The organism is Cryobacterium sp. TMB1-7, from assembly GCF_004402435.1.
GTDB lineage: Bacteria > Actinomycetota > Actinomycetes > Actinomycetales > Microbacteriaceae > Cryobacterium > Cryobacterium zongtaii.
Genome location: NZ_SOFZ01000013.1, coordinates 1 through 16,319 on the forward strand (window position 1 = coordinate 1; position 16,319 = coordinate 16,319).

Genomic DNA, 16,319 nt, shown 5'->3' on the forward strand with positions numbered 1-16,319 from the left:
AAGCTAAGACTCTTTGCGCCGATGGTACTGCAGGGGGGACCCTGTGGGAGAGTAGGACACCGCCGGACTTAACTTAGAAACACACAGAAAAGCCACCCCGCCAGGGGTGGCTTTTCTGCGTTTAACCCCACCCCCGGTTCCGCGAGTTTTCGGTGCTCAACTCACAGTTCGCGGACATGGCACGATGGGGACTCACCTTAATCCGGGGGAGAGAGCTATGACCGTCGCCACCTGGCCCGTCGCGGAACTGCACGTGCACATCGAGGGCACCCTCGAGACCGAGCTGCTCGTGACCCTGGCCCGACGCAACAACGTCGAACTGCCCAGCTACGACCCCGCGGCCTTGCGAGAGCTGTACAGGTTCACCGATCTGCAGTCGTTCCTCGACATCTACTACGAAAACCTGGCGGTGCTTCGCACCGAGGCCGACTTCTACGATCTCGGAATGGCGTACCTCACCCGCGCATCCGCCGCAGGAGTGCGCCGTGCCGAGATCTTCTTCGACCCGCAGACCCACTTGGCCAACGGCATCCCCCTCGACGTGGTGTTCGGCGGCCTCACCCGCGCCCTCGGCGACGCCCGGGCCACGCTGGGCATCTCCGCCGACCTCATCCTCTGCTTCCTCCGTCATCTGGGCGGTCGGGCCGCAATGGAGACCTTGGAGGCGGCCCTCCCGTACCTCGACCAGTTCATCGGCGTCGGACTCGACTCCGCCGAGGTCGGTTTCCCGCCCTCCCTGTTCACCGAGGTCTTCGCCAAGGCCACGGCCCTCGGGCTGCACAGGGTGGCGCACGCGGGCGAGGAGGGCGGGCCGGACTACGTGCGCGAAGCCCTCGACCTGTTGGGGGTGGAGCGGATTGATCACGGCATCCGCGCCATCGAAGACCACGACCTCGTCGAGATTCTCCGCAAGCGGCAGATCCCGCTCACGTTGTGCCCGCTCTCGAATGTGTGCCTGCGGGCCATTCCGATGCTCGGCCTGCATCCGCTGCCCGCCATGCTCGCCGTCGGCCTTCTGGTGACCGTCAACAGCGACGACCCCGCCTACTTCGGTGGCTACGTCGATGACAACCTGGCGGCCCTGCAGCGCGAGTTCAGCCTGGATCACCACCAGATGGCGACGCTGGCCCGCAACTCGTTCGTGGCCTCGTTCCTGCCCGAAGATGAGAAACGCCGACACATCACGGCCGTGGACGAGCACCTTGAGGGGCTGCTGCGACTAACCTCGGGAGCATGAGCAATAGCCTCCCGAACGTGCAGCAGGACCTCGGTGTGGAGGTCGTGGCCCTGGTCACCAAGTGGCTGGCCGACAGTGCGACGATCCCAGCAGACGTTTCCGCTGAGCGGCTCGCCGGCGTACTGAAGGACCCCAACGGGCTCGACTTCACCGTGGGGTTCGTCGACGGCGTCATGCGACCGGAGGACGTGATGGTCGCCGGCTACAACCTGCAACGGGTGGCCAAGCTCGCGCCGGCCTTCCTGCCGCCGGTTCTGCGAGGCGCCATCGGCGTCGGCGGCGTCATGGGCCCGGTACTGCCGTGGGTCGTGATCCCGGCAGCCCGCAAGGTGCTGCGCCAGATGGTCGGTCACCTGGTGGTGGATGCGACGGCAGACAAGCTCGGCCCCTCCATCGAGGCACTCAAGGAATCCGGCAACCGGCTCAACATCAATCTGCTCGGCGAAGCCGTGCTGGGCGAGAAAGAGGCGCTGCGTCGCCTCGCCGGCACTCGCGAACTCCTGGCCAGGGACGACGTGGACTACGTGTCGATCAAGGTCTCCTCGATCGCCAGCCAGCTGTCGATGTGGGCGTTCGACGAGGCCGTCGACAGGGTCGTCGAACGCCTGACCCCGTTGTACGAGCTCGCCGCGGCGTCACCGACACCCAAGTTCATCAACCTCGACATGGAGGAATACCGCGACCTCGACCTCACCATCGCGGTCTTCGAACGCATCCTCGACCAGCCGCGGCTGCAGGGCCTCGAGGCCGGAATCGTGCTGCAGGCCTACCTGCCCGACGCGCTCGGCGCGCTGCAAGGCCTCACCCAGTGGGCGCACGCCCGCCGAGCCGGCGGCGGCGCCCCCATCAAGGTGCGCCTGGTCAAGGGGGCCAACCTTGCGATGGAGCACGTGGATGCGACGGTGCACGACTGGCCGCTTGCCACCTACGTCAGCAAGCAGGACACCGATACCAACTACAAGCGTGTGCTCAACTGGGCGCTCACCCCGCAGAACACCGACGCCGTGCGCATCGGGGTGGCCGGGCACAACCTGTTCGACGTGGCCTATGCGCACTTGCTCGCCGAGCAGCGCGGTGTAGACGACCGCATCGAGTTCGAAATGCTGTTGGGCATGGCCACGAGCCAGGCCGAGGCCGTGAAGAAGGACGTCGGCCGGCTGCTGCTCTACACGCCGGTGGTGAACCCCGCGGAGTTCGATGTGGCCATCAGCTACCTCATCCGCCGCCTCGAGGAGAACGCGAGCGAGGAGAACTTCATGTCGGCGGTGTTCGAACTGGCCGACACCCCGGCCCTGTTCGAGCGGGAGAAACAGCGCTTCCTCGACTCTCTGGCCGCCCTCGAGACCGCCCCGGGCGCGCCGGGCGGCACCGTGTTCGTGCCGCCGGCGAACCGGGACCAGGACCGCTCGGTGGTTGTGCCTCTCGAGCCCCTGCCCGACATCGACTCGCCCCCGCTGACGACCCCGCCGGCCGACGCCGACGACCCCAACCTCACCGCGATGGTGCTCGGCCTGACCCGGGGTTCGGTCTCCACGAGCCGGTCGGTTCTGGGCGGTTTCCACAACGAACCCGACACCGACCCGTCCCTCCCGGCGAACCGCGCCTGGGGCCGGAGCATCCTGGCCAGGGTCGAGACGTCGATGCTGGGCAGGGAGAGCATCAAGCAGGCCCGCATCGATGACGCCGACAGGCTCGATGAGGTCATCGCCACCGTCACCGCGGCCGGAGCCGCCTGGGGGCAGAAGCCGGGCATCGAGCGCGCCCAGGTGTTGCACCGCGCGGGTCTGGCCCTGGCCGCCAACCGCGACCGCCTGATCGAGGTGATGGCCTCCGAAACCGGAAAGACCATCGCCGAGGGTGACCCGGAGGTCAGCGAAGCCATCGACTTCGCGCACTACTACGCCGCACAAGCCCGCGAGCTCGACAGGGTGCAGGGCGCCATCTTCGTACCCTCACGGCTCACCGTGATCACGCCGCCGTGGAACTTCCCGGTGGCCATCCCGGCCGGCGGCGTGCTCGCCGCCCTTGCCGCGGGCTCCGGCGTGATCATCAAGCCGGCGGCTCTCGCCCAGCGCACCGGCGCCGTGATGGTCGAAGCGCTCTGGGAGGCCGGGGTTCCGCGCGAGCTTCTCGCCCTCGTCGACCTGCCCGACCGGGCTCTCGGTAGCCGGCTGTTGGCCCATCCCGACGTTGACAGGGTCATCCTCACCGGTGCCTACGAGACCGCCACGCTGTTCCGCGGCCTGCGAGAGGACCTCCCGCTCCTGGCCGAGACCAGCGGCAAGAACGCCATCATCGTCACCCCGTCCGCCGACCTCGACCTGGCCGCCGCCGACGTGATCAAGAGCGCCTTCGGCCATGCCGGCCAGAAGTGCTCCGCCGCCAGCCTGGTGATCCTGGTCGGGTCGGTCGCGCGGTCCACCCGATTCCTGGGCCAGCTGGTGGATGCCGCGACATCGCTCCGGGTGGGCCGCCCCGCCGACCCGGACAGCCAGATGGGCCCCATCATCGAGCCCGCCGACGGCAAGCTGTTACACGCGCTGACCGAGCTCGGCGCCGGCGAAAGCTGGCTGGTCAAGCCCCAGCTGCTCGATGACGACCTCGAGACCGGGGTCGGGCAGCTGTGGTCGCCCGGCATCCGCAGCGGCGTCGCCCCCGGCTCGTACTTCCACCTCACCGAGTTCTTCGGCCCGGTGCTCGGTGTCATGCACGCCCGGAATCTCGAGGAAGCCATCCGCTACCAGAACGCCGTCGACTACGGGCTCACGGCCGGGCTGCACTCGCTCGACGCCGACGAGATCGCCCAGTGGGTCGACACGGTTCAGGCCGGCAACCTCTACGTGAACCGCGGGATCACCGGCGCGATCGTGCGGCGACAGCCGTTCGGCGGCTGGAAGCGCTCGGCGGTCGGACCCGGCTCCAAGGCCGGCGGCCCCAACTACCTCTTCGGTCTGGGCGGCTGGGTCACCGATCCGGGAGTCAACAGCTCCACCCTGCACCTGCGGGGCCTCGAACAGCGCATCACCGATCTCATCGAGGCTTCTCAGCCGTCGCTGCCCTACGAGGAGTTCGACGTGTTGCGCCGCTCGGCGCTCAGCGACGCCCTCGCTTGGCGTGAAGAGTTCGACGTTGTCGCGGACGTGTCCGCGCTCGGGCTGGAGCGCAACCTGTTCCGGTACCGCCCGCTGCCGGTCACCGTACGGCTGGGCGACGACGGCAGCCTGGCCCTGCTGTTGCGCGTGATCGCGGCCGGCCTGCTGTCCAAGTCCAGGTTCGTCGTCTCCAGCGCCGTGCCGGTGCCGCCGAGGGTGCGAGCGGTCCTCGCTCCCCGCGATATCCCCGTGATCATCGAAAGCGACGAGGAATGGCTGGCCAGGGCTGCCGCCGGCGGAATCAGCACGAGCCGGGTGCGGCTGATCGGCAGCGACCCGCAGGCCGGAGCCGCTGTTGCAGCCACGGCTTTCGCCCACGCCCTCGGCGGCAGCCCGGACATCGCCGTCTACGCGCATCCGGTCACCCAGTCCGGACGGGTCGAGCTGCTGCCGTTCCTCCGGGAACAGGCGATCTCGATCACCGCGCACAGGTTCGGCAACCCGAGCACCCTCACTGATGAGGTCATCTAGCGCAATAATGGCTGCGGTCGAAGGCGAGGTGATCCAGTGGCAGCACCGACGTTCCTCCGGCTGCGCCGTGAGGCCTGGGGATTCATCATCGGGTCGGTGCTTTTCATCGTGGGTGCCGTTCCCGGTTTTTTGGATGCCGTCGGCCCGGTGGCCGACAACCTGACCTTTTTCATCGGCTCACTGTTCTTCACCCTCGCCGCGTTCATCCAACTCAATCTCAGCGGTCGGCGGCCGCCGCGCAGCACCACCAACCGGCCGGACCGGTTCGACTGGTGGGCCGCGGCCATCCAGTTCGCCGGCACCCTGTTCTTCAACCTGAGCACCGTGACGGCTCTGGCGGCCAGTCTCGGCGGCACCGAGCGCACCGGGTGGCGTCCGGATGCCTACGGGTCTGTCTGCTTCCTGCTCTCCAGTCTCCTCGCCGTTGTTGCGACCACCGGGCGAGATGCCCTGTGGGACCCGAAGGCCCGAACCTGGCGGGGTGCCTGGCTGAACCTCCTGGGGTCAGTGGCCTTCGGCATCGCCGCGGTCGGCGCGTATCCGATAGCGGAGTCCGGCCAACAGTTTCTGGCGAGCTGGGCTACTGTCGGCACCATCACGGGTGGTGCCTGCTTCCTGGTGGCCGCCGCCCTCACCAGACCCGGTACGCCACGCCTCTCCTGACCCTCCCCGAACCCGGGCGCGCGGCCCGGTGACGGCACCACCGTCAGAAAGGCTGATAATGGAAGGTAAGCGTCGCCGCATCCACCGACATCCGGAGCCGCTGTGGGCATCAGCTTACGCACGGTTGACACCCAGACTTCTGGGAGAAAATCGATAGGACATGATTTGTCGCCACCCATAACTCGACAGGGGACCCCGTTGGACGGAAACGCAACAACGATGCACCGCAATGTCGCGTTGTTGTCGGTCGCCACGACCATCGCCCCGCGCATCACCACCTCCGAAGAGATCGACGCTCGCCTGCAGCCGGCGCTCAAGCGACTGCGCCTGCCCAAGGGGCTGCTGCAGCGCGTCGCCGGAGTGCACGAACGACGCAATTGGGACGTGGGGCAGGCCTTCGACGACGCCGCCGTCTCCGCGGGCAAACGTGCCCTCGCTCAAGCCGGTGTCGATCCCAGCGAGGTGGGGTTGATGATCAACACCTCGGTCACCCGTAAGCACCTGGAACCCTCTGTCGCGGTGCGCATCCACCACGGACTCGGTCTGCCGTCGTCGGCCACGAACTTCGATATCGCCAACGCCTGCCTGGGCTTCGTCAACGGCATGACCCTGGCCGCCCAGCTCATCGACTCCGGCCAGATCAAGTACGCCGTGATCATCGACGGCGAGGATGCCGACGAGATCCAGACCAACACCATCGAGCGCCTCGGCCGGCCCGACATCGGACGCAAGGACTTCATGAGCGAGTTCGCCAGCCTCACGCTGGGCTCCGGCGCCGCTGCGGCCGTGCTCGGCCGGGCCGACGCGCATCCGGAGGGACACCGCATCCTCGGCGGCGTGACCCGGGCGGCCACCCAGTTCAACGACCTCTGCGTCGGCAGCGTCGACGGCATGTTCACCGACGCCAAGGCCCTGCTCAAGGGCGGCATGGAACTCGTCGTGTCGGCCTGGACCGAAGCCAAGCGGGATTGGAGCTGGTCGAACATGGACCGCTACATCCTGCACCAGGTGTCTGATGTGCACACCAACGCCATTGTGAAGGCAACTGGCCTGGACCGCAGCAGGGTGCCGCTGACCTACCCCAGCTATGGCAATGTGGGGCCCGCCTCCATCCCGATCACGCTCTCCGAAGAGGCCGCTCGGCTCCAGCCCGGCAACCGGGTCCTGCTGATGGGCGTCGGCTCCGGTCTCAACACGGCCATGATGGAGATTCAGTGGTGAGCTTCCGGCTGCCGCGAACCGCGACGGCCCTCGCTCCGGCGAGCGTGCCGCCGAGCGGGCTGCCCGGCCTGGACCCGGACTGGTCCCGGATCGTCGATGTCGTCGAGAGCAGCCTGGCTGATGACGGCACGGCGCCAGGTGCCAGTCACGCCTGGCATCTGCTCGACAACGGCGAACAGCTGGCCGCGCTCGGGGCGGAGCCGGTCGGCACGATCCTGTGCGTGCACGGCAACCCCACCTGGTCCTACCTTTGGCGTGACCTCGTGGCCCAGGCCACCGCGGCGGCGACCACCGGCCGGCCGGCCTTGCGCGTCATCGCGGTCGACCAGCTCGACATGGGTTTCTCGGAGCGCACCGGCGTCGCCCGCCCGCTCGCCCGACGAGTGCGCGACCTCGACGACCTGACCCGTGCCCTCGGCCTCACCGGTCCGGTGGTGACCTTCGGCCATGACTGGGGCGGCGTGGTCTCCCTGGGCTGGGCCGTCGACCACCCCGAGCACCTCGCCGGCGTCATGCTGCTGAACACCGCCATCCATCAGAGCGACACCGAACCCATCCCCGCCCCGCTGCGCCTCGCGCTCGCCCGCGGTGTGCTCGGTGCCGGCACCGTGACCACTACGGCGTTCCTGGACACCACCCTCGCGCTCGGGCACCCGGCCATGCCGGCTGCGGTCAAGAACGCCTACCGGGCGCCGTACCGCACCCCCGCCCGCCGCGGCGGCATCGGCGGCTTCGTCGCCGACATCCCGGTGGACGCCCGCCACGACAGCCACGCGGAGCTCGACCGCATCGCCGAGTCGCTCCGCTCGCTCACGGTTCCCGCCCTGCTGCTCTGGGGTCCGCGGGACCCGATCTTCAGCGACAGGTACCTCGACGACCTCAGCGACCGGCTGCCGCACGCCGCCGTGCACCGCTTCGAGGGTGCCGGACACCTCATCGCCGAAGACGTGGACTACGCCGGCGCCGCACTCGGCTGGCTTGCCGAGAGCCTGGTCGAGCTGAGCCCGGTGGTCGAGCTTGTCGAGACCCAGACGGCGCCTGCCGACGTACTCCAGCCCCTCTGGCACTACCTCGACGAGCTGCGGGACAGCGACGAGACCGCCCTCATCGACATGGCTCCCGGCAAGGGCACCGACCCCCGCGTGGTCAGCTGGCGGCTGCTCTCCCGCCGGGTCCGCGAGATCGCGGCCGGTCTGCACCAGATCGGCGTGCGCCGCGGCGACCGCGTCTCCCTGCTCGTGCCGCCCAGCGCCGACCTCACCGCGGTGCTCTACGCGTGCATCCGCCTCGGCGCGATCGTGGTCGTGGCCGACGCCGGTCTCGGACTCACCGGCCTCACGCGCGCGGTCCGCGGCGCCCGCCCCGACCACGTCATCGGTGCGTTGCCCGGCCTGATGGCCGCCAGGGCCCTCGGCTGGCCCGGCCAGAGGATCTCCGTCAACCGGCTTCCTACCGCCAGCCGTCGCGCCCTCGGCGTCTCCTACGCCCTCGCGGATCTGATCTCGCTGGGCCGGGACGAAGAGCTTCCCGAACCGCCCCAGCCGGACGACGTCGCCGCGGTGCTGTTCACCTCCGGCTCCACCGGACCCGCCAAGGGCGTCGTCTACACCCACGGCCAGCTGTCGGCCGTCAGCCGTGCGCTGCACGCCCAGTACGGCGTCGGCCGCGGCACCGGCCTGGTAGCCGGCTTCGCACCGTTCGCTCTGCTCGGCCCGGCTCTGGGTGCCCGCTCGGTGACCCCGGACATGGACGTCACCGCCCCGAAGACGCTGACCGCCACCGCGGTCGCCGCCGCCGTGGCCGCGATCGACGCCACCGTCGTGTTCCTGTCCCCGGCCGCGCTGGCCAACGTCGTGGCGACCCAGGGTGAACTGACCCCGGCCGACCGTGCCGCCCTGGCCCGGGTGACGAGCTTCCTCTCAGCGGGCGCCCCGGTGTCCGAACCTCTGCTGGCCTCGGCCGCCGCCCTGATGCCCGGAGCCAGCGCCCACACGCCGTACGGCATGACCGAGGGCCTGCTGATGACCGACATCACCCTCGACGGCATCCGCGAGGCCGCCATCGATGACGAGGCGCGCGGCCCCGGCGGCGTCTGCGTCGGCCGCCCCACGGCGACCACCCGAGTGCGCATCAGCGCCCTCGACGAAACGGGAACCGCCGTCGGAGAGCTCTCCGAAGCTCCGCAGGTCACCGGCGAGATCGTGGTCTCGGCTCCGCACGTGAAGGACCACTACGACAGGCTCTGGCTCACCGACCAGGCCGCCACCCGCATGGTCACCCCCGGAGAGCGCTGGCACCGCACCGGCGACGTCGGTCACCTCGACGCCTCCGGCCGGCTCTGGGTTGAGGGTCGCCTGCCACATGTGATCACCACGCCGCACGGTGTCGTCACCCCCGTCGGACCGGAGTTAGCCGTTTCGGCCCTGGCCGGCGTCGACCGCGCCGCCGCCGTGGGCGTCGGACCGGCCGGCAGCCAGCAAATCGTCGTCGTCGTCGAGACTGTGCCGCCGGCCACCCGGGTCGGCCTGGCCGAGCCTGCGCTTGCCGCGGCCGTGCGCGGCGTCGCCGGCCAGCCGGTCGCGGCCGTGCTCGTCGTTCCGCACCTGCCCACCGACATCCGCCACAACTCGAAGATCGACCGCACGCGCCTGGCCGGCTGGGCGCACGGCATCCTCACCGGCGCCAGGCTCACCCAGCCATGAGGGTGCTCGTCACCGGTGCCAGCGGCTTTCTCGGCCGGGCTGTCGCGGCCGCCATCGTCGCCGCCGGCCACGAGGTGCGCTGCTTCCAGCGCCGGCCCAGCGGCGTCGCCGGCGCCACTGACGCGCTGGGCTCGATCACCGAGCCGGCCGACGTCGCCGCGGCCGTCGCCGGGGTCGACGCCATCGTGCACCTGGCCGCCAAGGTCTCCCTCGCCGGCCCGCCCGCCGAGTTCGAGACCGTGAACGTGGGCGGCACCCGCACCCTGATCGCCGCCGCCCGCACGGCGAACGTGCAGCGCCTGGTCTTCGTGTCGTCGCCGTCGGTCGCCCACTCCGGCGCATCCATCACCGGCAGTGATGCGCTACCCGCCGACCCCGACCACGCCCGAGGCGACTACGCCCGCACCAAGGCCGCCGCCGAGCTGCTGGCGCTCGCCGCGGACTCGGCCGAGCTGCGGGTCGTCGCCGTGCGGCCGCACCTGGTCTGGGGCCCCGGCGACACCCAGCTGATCGCGCGGATCGTGGAACGCGCCAGGGCCGGCCGGCTGCCGCTGCTCGGGCACGGCGCCGCTCTCATCGACAGCACCTACATCGACAACGCCGCCGGCGCCATCGCGGCCGCGCTCGAGCGGGTGGATGCCGTACACGGCAACGCCTACGTCATCACCAACGGTGAGCCCCGGCCGGTGGCCGAACTGCTGGCCGGCATTTGCGCGGCGGCGGGCGTTGCAGCACCGGCCTGGCGCGTGCCGGCGAGTGTCGCCCGTGCGGCCGGCTCCGTCATCGAGACGGCCTGGCGGGTGTTCCCGGGCGAGGATGAACCGCCGATGACCCGGTTCCTCGCCGAGCAGCTCTCCACCGCGCACTGGTTCGATCAGCGCCGCACCCGCGCCGACCTGCACTGGACCCCGGCGGTCTCCCTCGACGAGGGTCTGGCCCGCCTCGCCGAGTCCTACCGCACCGCCTGAGCCCTCGACTAACGGCGCCTCACCCGCACTGCGGCGCGTGCCCCGCAAAGCGGCGCGTGGCCCGCATAGCTCGGCGGGCGGGGTAGGCGCCGCTGCGCGGGTGGCACGCCACCCGCCTACCGGCGCTTGACCCGCATATCGCTCTCAAAGCCCCGGATACCCCTGGCGCTACACCTGCACAGCGGCGCCTGACCCGCACAGCGCGCGCGAGCGGGGAGGCCGTGAGTCGCGCCAAGGTGCCCCTTCGGGCGTGCTGAAGGGGCGCAACGCCGCAATTCGCAGGCGATGCGCGCAGGGTGCTTGTCGAGATCCGACCGACGGCGGCATACTCGCACCATGGACTTCCGCACCGTCATCGAGCAATCCGGTGCCACCGCCACGGGCATCCCCGTGCCAGAGGAGGTGGTCGCGGCGCTCGGCCCCGGCAAGCGGCACGCCATCACCGTCACCCTCAACGGGCACAGCTACCGCAGCTCGGTGGCACCGTACCGGGGCGCCTACATGATCGCCCTCAGCGCCGAGAATCGCATCAAGGCCGGGGTGGCGGGCGGCGATGAGGTGGACGTGACCATCGAACTCGACGATCAACCGCGCACCGTCGATGAGCCCGACGTGCTGCGGGCCGCGCTCGCCGCGGACACGGCAGCACGCACCGCCTTCGACGCCCTCTCCTACAGCAACCAGCGCAAGCACGTGCTCGCGCTCGAAAGCGCCAAGACCGACGCCACCCGTCAGCGCCGTCTCGACGCGGTTCTCGCTGAGCTGCGCGGTGCCTGACCTCAGCTACGCGGTGCCGGACCACGCCCGCCCGGTCGGCTCAGCCCGGCAGCCCCAACGCCCCGCGCACGATGGTCAGTGCCTCACCGGGGTCGACCCCGAGCGATTTCGCCCGGTCGGCGTAGGCCACCGCGGCGAGCTGCATCTGCCGCTGCGTCGCATCCCCGGTGGCAGCCACGAAGGAACCCAGCCGCCCGCGCGTCTCGATCACCTCGTCCTGCTCCAGCGCACGGTAGCTGCGCGCCACGGTGTTGGGGGCGAGGCCCAGGTCTTCGGCCAGACGGCGCACCGTGGGCAGCTTGTCGCCGGGCGTCAGGGTGCCGGTGCGCACGGCCTCGATCACCTGGATGCGGATCTGCTCGAAGGGGGGCGTGGTTGAGCGTGGGTCGACGACGAGTCTCACGGGCGGCCGCTCTCGACCGGAGCGGCTACTCCGTGTGTGCCGCGGCGCAGCTCCGCGGCCACGTCCGGCCAGAGCCGGGTGAGGTAGTGCGGCGGACGGCGTGACCCCATCGAGAGCAGAGCCACACCCACCGAGCCCATGACCAGTGGCACGATGGAAAAGGCCACAGACATGGCGGTTCCGGTTCCCGACGAGGGTGTCACCGCCGAGCTGACGGAGGTCAGCACCACGACCACACTGCAGAGCGCCCCCAGCGCGGGAGTCTGCACCAGTGCACGCAGCGTCCAACTGCGGAGAGCGTCGGACCACGCCAACTCCATGTCGTTGCCGGCGGGCTGGCCCCGCCCCACCAAGCGAGTCGACAGGATGCGGCCGACTCCGGCCGATGCGAGCGAGATGATCCACAGCACAAAGCCGGGCCACCACAGAGAAGGGATGCTCGCGTCACTGAGCGCGTCGTCGGGACCGACCAGGATCAGCGCGGCCACGGCGGCCAGTGCCACTCCGCTGACACCCATGGCAACGGGACCGCACCAGAGGTCGACGGTGGAGAGATAGTCCGCACGGCGCGGCGTGGGCGCCCGCGCCACGCGAGGACGATCGCCGAGCGAGACGAACGCCGACCTGAACTCCGCAACGCACAGTCCGACGGCGCCACCCAGGCCGGTCAGAACGATGAGCATCAGCCCGGACCATATGCCGCCGTCCGGTGATTCCGGTAGCGCGATAAGAGAAGCTGTCGAAACGAGCAGAGCGATCAGGGTGCCGACCAACACGCCGCGGGTCCGCGAACGGATGCGCGCGATCAGGACAGGCTCGACCTCCGGTGTGATGGCCAGGCCGGCGCGTCGGGCGGTATCTCGCAGCGCATCCGGGCGAATGACGGCACCTGGCCGAAGCTGCCACGCGAAGACGACCGTCAGCAGTCCGGCCACGACCAGCAGGGTGATCTCGTACGCGTCCACGGGCATCCTCGTTTGTTTGGTATTTGTACCAAGCTAACAAGCCGGGGTGCGCCCGTCAAGGGCCGTGCGGCTACTCCGCGCTGCGGTGGATCAGCCTGGTGAGCACGATGGCACTCCGGGTGTGGTCGACGTTCGGGGCCAGCCGCACCTTCTCCAGCGCCGCCTCGAGGCCGGGGATGTCGCGGGCCCGGATGTGCACGATCGCGTCGGCGCTGCCGGTCACGGTGCCGGCATCCACGACCTCCGGCACGCCGGAGAGGATGCGCAATAACTCGTCGGGCGCGACGGTGCCCCGGCAGAACAGCTCGACGTAGGCCTCGGTGCTCATGCCGTCGATCGACGGGTCGACCTGGATGGTGAAGCCGCGGATGACCTTGTCGGCGACCAGCCGGTCCACGCGGCGTTTCACCGCGGAGGCAGAGAGGCCCACGATAGAACCGATGTCTCCGTAGCCCGCCCGGGCGTTCTGGCGGAGAAGGTCGAGGATGCCGCGATCGAGGTTGTCCATTCGACCAGTGTACGCGCCGAAGTTGCGTGCGCGCCGCTTGCAACGCGCATTACATGCGCCAATTCGCACGAAACGTTGATTCATGCTGTGTGAGACTAGAACCGGCGTCCCTGTGTGATCGGCCTCACCGTTGTACAGGGCTCACGAGAGCGACCTGGTCCGCCACCCACCCGCGTTCCGCCAACGCCTTGGCCGGCGGACCGCCAACAGAGGAGCTCCAGTGTCAATAGATGTCGCATCCGCTACCCCGAACGAGTCGGTCGCGCCAGCCGCGGTGACTCGTACGCCGGTGAAACGCACAATCCTGATGTGCAAACCGGAGTTCTTCACCGTGGTCTACCGGATCAACCCCTGGATGGACCCGGCCCTGCCGACCGACACGAGCCTGGCCGTCGCCCAGTGGCAGACGCTGTACGACACCTACATCGGCCTCGGCTTCGATGTCCACCTGATCGACCCCATCGACGGTCTGCCCGACATGGTCTACGCCGCCAACGGCGGTTTTGTCATCGACGGCATCGCCTACGGCGCCAAATTCACCTACCCGCAGCGCCAGCCCGAGGGCCCCGCCTACATGGACTGGTTCGGCGCCAACGACTTCGACGTGCGCGAGCCCGTCGAGATCAATGAGGGCGAGGGCGACTTCCTGCTCGTCGGCGACGTGATCCTGGCCGGCACCGGCTTCCGCAGCGCGTCGAACAGCCACGAAGAGGTCTCGGCCATCTACGATCGCCCGGTGATAACCCTCACCCTGGTGAACCCCAGCTTTTATCACCTCGACACCGCCATCGCCGTGCTTGACGCCTCCCCGACATCGGGGAACGGCGAGATCGCTTATTTGCCCAGCGCGTTCGACGAACCCAGCCTGGCCATCCTGCGCGAACGCTTCCCGGATGCCATCCTCGTCACCGAGGAAGACGCCGCGATCCTCGGCCTCAACTCCTACTCCGACGGTTACAACGTCGTGATCGCCGCCAAGGCGAAGGACTTCGAACGCCAATTGCGTGCACGCGGCTTCAACCCGATCGGCGTGGACCTGTCCGAGCTCTTGCTCGGCGGAGGAGGAGTCAAATGCTGCACTCTGGAGCTGCGCCGATGAGCGCCCTGACCGATGCGACCGGCCTCACCGCTCAGGTCGGCCTGACCGACCAGAGCGCGGCGATCGCACTTGAGAACCAGCACGCCGCGCACAACTACCACCCGCTGGCCGTCGTGGTCGCGTCCGGCGACGGCGCCTGGGTCACCGACATCAACGGCAAGCGGTACCTCGACTGCCTCGCCGCATACTCCGCCGTCAACTTCGGTCACTCCAACCCGGTGCTCCTGGATGCCGCGCGCGCGCAGCTGGGCCGGATCACCCTCACCAGCCGCGCCTTCCACAACGACCAGCTCGGCCCATTTGTGACCGCCCTGGCCAAGCTGGCCGGCAAGGACATGGTGCTGCCGATGAACACCGGCGCGGAGGCCGTGGAATCCGGTGTCAAGGTAGCCCGCGCCTGGGGCTACCGGGTCAAGGGCGTCGCGGCGGGGATGGCGAACATCATCGTCGCCGGCGGCAACTTCCACGGCCGCACCACGACCATCATCAGCTTTTCCGACGACGAATCGGCGCGCGCCGACTTCGGCCCGTTCACGCCGGGCTTCCGCACGGTGCCCTACGGGGATGCCGCGGCGCTGGAGGCGGCCATCGACGAGAACACCGTGGCGGTGCTGCTGGAACCCATCCAGGGTGAGGCCGGCATCGTGGTACCGCCGGCGGAGTACCTGCCCGCCGTGCGGGAGATCACCTCCCGGCACAACGTGCTCTTCATCGCCGATGAGATCCAGTCCGGCCTCGGCCGCACCGGCGCCACCTTCGCGGTGGAGCAGGCCGGTGTGGTGCCCGACCTGTACCTGCTCGGCAAGGCCCTCGGCGGCGGCATCGTGCCCGTCTCCGCGGTCGTCGGCAACACCGACATCCTGGGCGTGCTGCGCCCGGGTGAGCACGGGTCCACCTTCGGGGGCAACCCGCTGGCCGCCGCCGTGGGGCTGGCGGTGGTGAACATGCTCGCCACCGGCGAGTATCAGCAGCGAGCCAGGGACCTCGGCGCCCACCTGCACGAGAGGCTGCTCGGCCTGGTCGGCCACGGTGTGCTCGAGGTGCGCGGTGCGGGTCTTTGGGCAGGTATCGACATCGACCCGGCGCTGGCCTCAGGGCGCGCGGTCTGCGAGGCCCTGATGGAGCGCGGTGTGCTGGCGAAGGACACCCACGGCTCCACCATCCGGCTCGCCCCACCCCTGGTGGTGTCGGCCGAAGACCTGGACTGGGCGGTGGACCAGCTCACCGCGGTGCTCGAGGAGTTCGGCGCCTCCGTTCGTTAGGCCACCTAGCTCGGAGAGAATCCGGCTGGCCCGGTCGACGCCGGGTCAGCTCAGCGGGATTGGCGGCGCTTGCCGGGCGCGGCCTGGCCCTTGACGGCGGGCGCGCGACCGCGGCCCTTGGACGCCTTGGCCTTGCCGCCGCCGGATCCGCTGCTGTTGCCCGATCCCTGGGACGGGCCGCCGGCCGGCGGCATGTGAGCGATCAGCCCCTTCGCTTCGGCGAGCAGGGCGATGCCGGCCTCGGTGAGATACGGGTTGTCGGCGGCGGGCTCGAAGAGGGGAACGCCGAGCTCGGCTTCCAGGGCGGCGACCGATTTCATCAGCGTCGTGCGCGACACGTTGAGGTTCTTGGCGGCGCGCGCGATGTCCAGTTCCTCGGCGACGGCGACAAAACGCCGGAGCAGTGTGGTGTCCACGGGCATCCTCTCTGCCGCACGCGCGGGTCGCGTGCCTCAGTACAGGCTACGCGGTCGTGACGGCCTTCACTCTTCGGGTCACACGAAGAGCAGCACGATCCCCAGAACCGCCGAGCCGAGGCCGAGGCTGGTCAGGATCAAGCCGGTCAGCCGCAAGGCCTTGCCGTCGTGGTCCGGCGAATGGGTGCGGCATCGTTCAGGGGCCCTGGCGTTGAACCACAGGGTCACGTCGTCGCCGGGCTCCAGGTGCACGGTCTCGTGGCTGTCTGCCCGGGCCTCGTGCACCTCGCCGGTGGTGTCGAACCAGCGGATCACCGGGCCGGACGTGGTGGCCGCGACGACGCCATCCGCCTCGACCCACCGGCCGCCGAAGCCGCGCACCGATAGGCCGATGATGTAGAGCGGAACGCCCACCAGGAGCCCGACGATGGTGAAGATCTCGCTGAGCATCGAGACGATGTCGTGAAGGTCCACC

Annotated in this window: 14 protein-coding genes; 9 read left to right on the plus strand and 5 right to left on the minus strand. The window is 69.6% G+C overall.

What is annotated here, in order from left to right; genetic code table 11:
• Positions 1-217 precede the first annotated feature (217 nt).
• The 7 genes from E3O60_RS04505 (at position 218) to E3O60_RS04535 (ending at position 11,191) form a co-directional block, all read left to right on the plus strand.
• A complete protein-coding gene (locus tag E3O60_RS04505) occupies positions 218-1,237 on the plus strand; it encodes an adenosine deaminase (RefSeq protein WP_134497270.1) in 1,020 nt (339 codons plus the stop codon).
• Complete coding sequence (locus tag E3O60_RS04510; protein WP_088454888.1) at positions 1,234-4,860, plus strand: bifunctional proline dehydrogenase/L-glutamate gamma-semialdehyde dehydrogenase; 3,627 nt, start codon at positions 1,234-1,236, stop codon at positions 4,858-4,860. The genes E3O60_RS04505 and E3O60_RS04510 overlap by 4 nt, the downstream gene beginning before the upstream one ends.
• Positions 4,861-4,896: 36 nt before the next feature.
• The gene (locus E3O60_RS04515; protein ID WP_088454889.1) at positions 4,897-5,523 is read left to right on the plus strand and encodes a hypothetical protein; all 627 of its coding nucleotides are present in this window, start codon (positions 4,897-4,899) and stop codon (positions 5,521-5,523) included.
• Between the two features lie 219 nt (positions 5,524-5,742).
• On the plus strand, positions 5,743-6,744 hold the full coding sequence (locus E3O60_RS04520; protein ID WP_088454890.1) for a 3-oxoacyl-ACP synthase III: 1,002 nt from the start codon (positions 5,743-5,745) through the stop codon (positions 6,742-6,744).
• Positions 6,741-9,446, plus strand: a complete 2,706-nt coding sequence (locus E3O60_RS04525) for an alpha/beta fold hydrolase (RefSeq protein ID WP_134497286.1) — start codon at positions 6,741-6,743, stop codon at positions 9,444-9,446. Before E3O60_RS04520 ends, E3O60_RS04525 begins: the two co-directional genes overlap by 4 nt.
• On the plus strand, positions 9,443-10,414 hold the full coding sequence (locus E3O60_RS04530; protein WP_134497272.1) for an NAD(P)-dependent oxidoreductase: 972 nt from the start codon (positions 9,443-9,445) through the stop codon (positions 10,412-10,414). Before E3O60_RS04525 ends, E3O60_RS04530 begins: the two co-directional genes overlap by 4 nt.
• A gap of 336 nt (positions 10,415-10,750) precedes the next feature.
• Positions 10,751-11,191 (plus strand): YdeI/OmpD-associated family protein, encoded by a 441-nt coding sequence (locus E3O60_RS04535; RefSeq protein ID WP_088454892.1) that lies wholly within the window; start codon positions 10,751-10,753, stop codon positions 11,189-11,191.
• A 40-nt stretch (positions 11,192-11,231) separates the two neighbouring features.
• Here the strand turns inward: E3O60_RS04535 and E3O60_RS04540 are convergent, their stop codons facing one another.
• The 3 genes from E3O60_RS04540 to E3O60_RS04550 form a co-directional block, all read right to left on the minus strand.
• Positions 11,232-11,594, minus strand: a complete 363-nt coding sequence (locus tag E3O60_RS04540) for a GntR family transcriptional regulator (protein ID WP_088454893.1) — start codon at positions 11,592-11,594, stop codon at positions 11,232-11,234.
• Positions 11,591-12,559, minus strand: coding sequence for a hypothetical protein (locus E3O60_RS04545; RefSeq protein WP_134497274.1), 969 nt, complete (start codon positions 12,557-12,559; stop codon positions 11,591-11,593). Before E3O60_RS04545 ends, E3O60_RS04540 begins: the two co-directional genes overlap by 4 nt.
• A 70-nt stretch (positions 12,560-12,629) precedes the next feature.
• Complete coding sequence (locus E3O60_RS04550) at positions 12,630-13,067, minus strand: Lrp/AsnC family transcriptional regulator (RefSeq protein ID WP_088454895.1); 438 nt, start codon at positions 13,065-13,067, stop codon at positions 12,630-12,632.
• Positions 13,068-13,374: 307 nt separating this feature from the next.
• On the opposite strand from E3O60_RS04550, the gene ddaH reads away from it, so the two are divergent.
• Together ddaH and rocD are read left to right on the plus strand one after the other, a co-directional pair.
• Positions 13,375-14,166 (plus strand): dimethylargininase, encoded by a 792-nt coding sequence (ddaH, locus tag E3O60_RS04555; protein WP_088457798.1) that lies wholly within the window; start codon positions 13,375-13,377, stop codon positions 14,164-14,166.
• Positions 14,163-15,428: an ornithine--oxo-acid transaminase gene (rocD, locus tag E3O60_RS04560; protein WP_165787866.1), complete on the plus strand. Its 1,266-nt coding sequence runs from the start codon at positions 14,163-14,165 to the stop codon at positions 15,426-15,428. The genes ddaH and rocD overlap by 4 nt, the downstream gene beginning before the upstream one ends.
• Positions 15,429-15,478: 50 nt before the next feature.
• On the opposite strand, the gene E3O60_RS04565 is transcribed toward rocD, so the two are convergent.
• A complete protein-coding gene (locus tag E3O60_RS04565; RefSeq protein ID WP_088454897.1) occupies positions 15,479-15,844 on the minus strand; it encodes a LysR family transcriptional regulator in 366 nt (121 codons plus the stop codon).
• A gap of 78 nt (positions 15,845-15,922) precedes the next feature.
• Entirely contained in the window at positions 15,923-16,318 is a 396-nt protein-coding gene (locus E3O60_RS04570) for a sortase (RefSeq protein WP_240632329.1), read from the minus strand.
• Position 16,319 lies beyond the last annotated feature (1 nt).

Excerpts from the sequence above, each read along its gene's own strand:
- E3O60_RS04505 (WP_134497270.1), top strand. The coding sequence starts at position 218 with ATGACCGTCGCCACCTGGCCCGTCGCGGAACTGCACGTGCACATCGAG.
- E3O60_RS04510 (WP_088454888.1), top strand. The coding sequence starts at position 1,234 with ATGAGCAATAGCCTCCCGAACGTGCAGCAGGACCTCGGTGTGGAGGTC.
- E3O60_RS04520 (WP_088454890.1), top strand. The coding sequence starts at position 5,743 with ATGCACCGCAATGTCGCGTTGTTGTCGGTCGCCACGACCATCGCCCCG.
- E3O60_RS04530 (WP_134497272.1), top strand. The coding sequence starts at position 9,443 with ATGAGGGTGCTCGTCACCGGTGCCAGCGGCTTTCTCGGCCGGGCTGTC.
- E3O60_RS04535 (WP_088454892.1), top strand. The coding sequence starts at position 10,751 with ATGGACTTCCGCACCGTCATCGAGCAATCCGGTGCCACCGCCACGGGC.
- E3O60_RS04550 (WP_088454895.1), bottom strand. The coding sequence starts at position 13,067 with ATGGACAACCTCGATCGCGGCATCCTCGACCTTCTCCGCCAGAACGCC.
- ddaH (WP_088457798.1), top strand. The coding sequence starts at position 13,375 with ATGTGCAAACCGGAGTTCTTCACCGTGGTCTACCGGATCAACCCCTGG.
- rocD (WP_165787866.1), top strand. The coding sequence starts at position 14,163 with ATGAGCGCCCTGACCGATGCGACCGGCCTCACCGCTCAGGTCGGCCTG.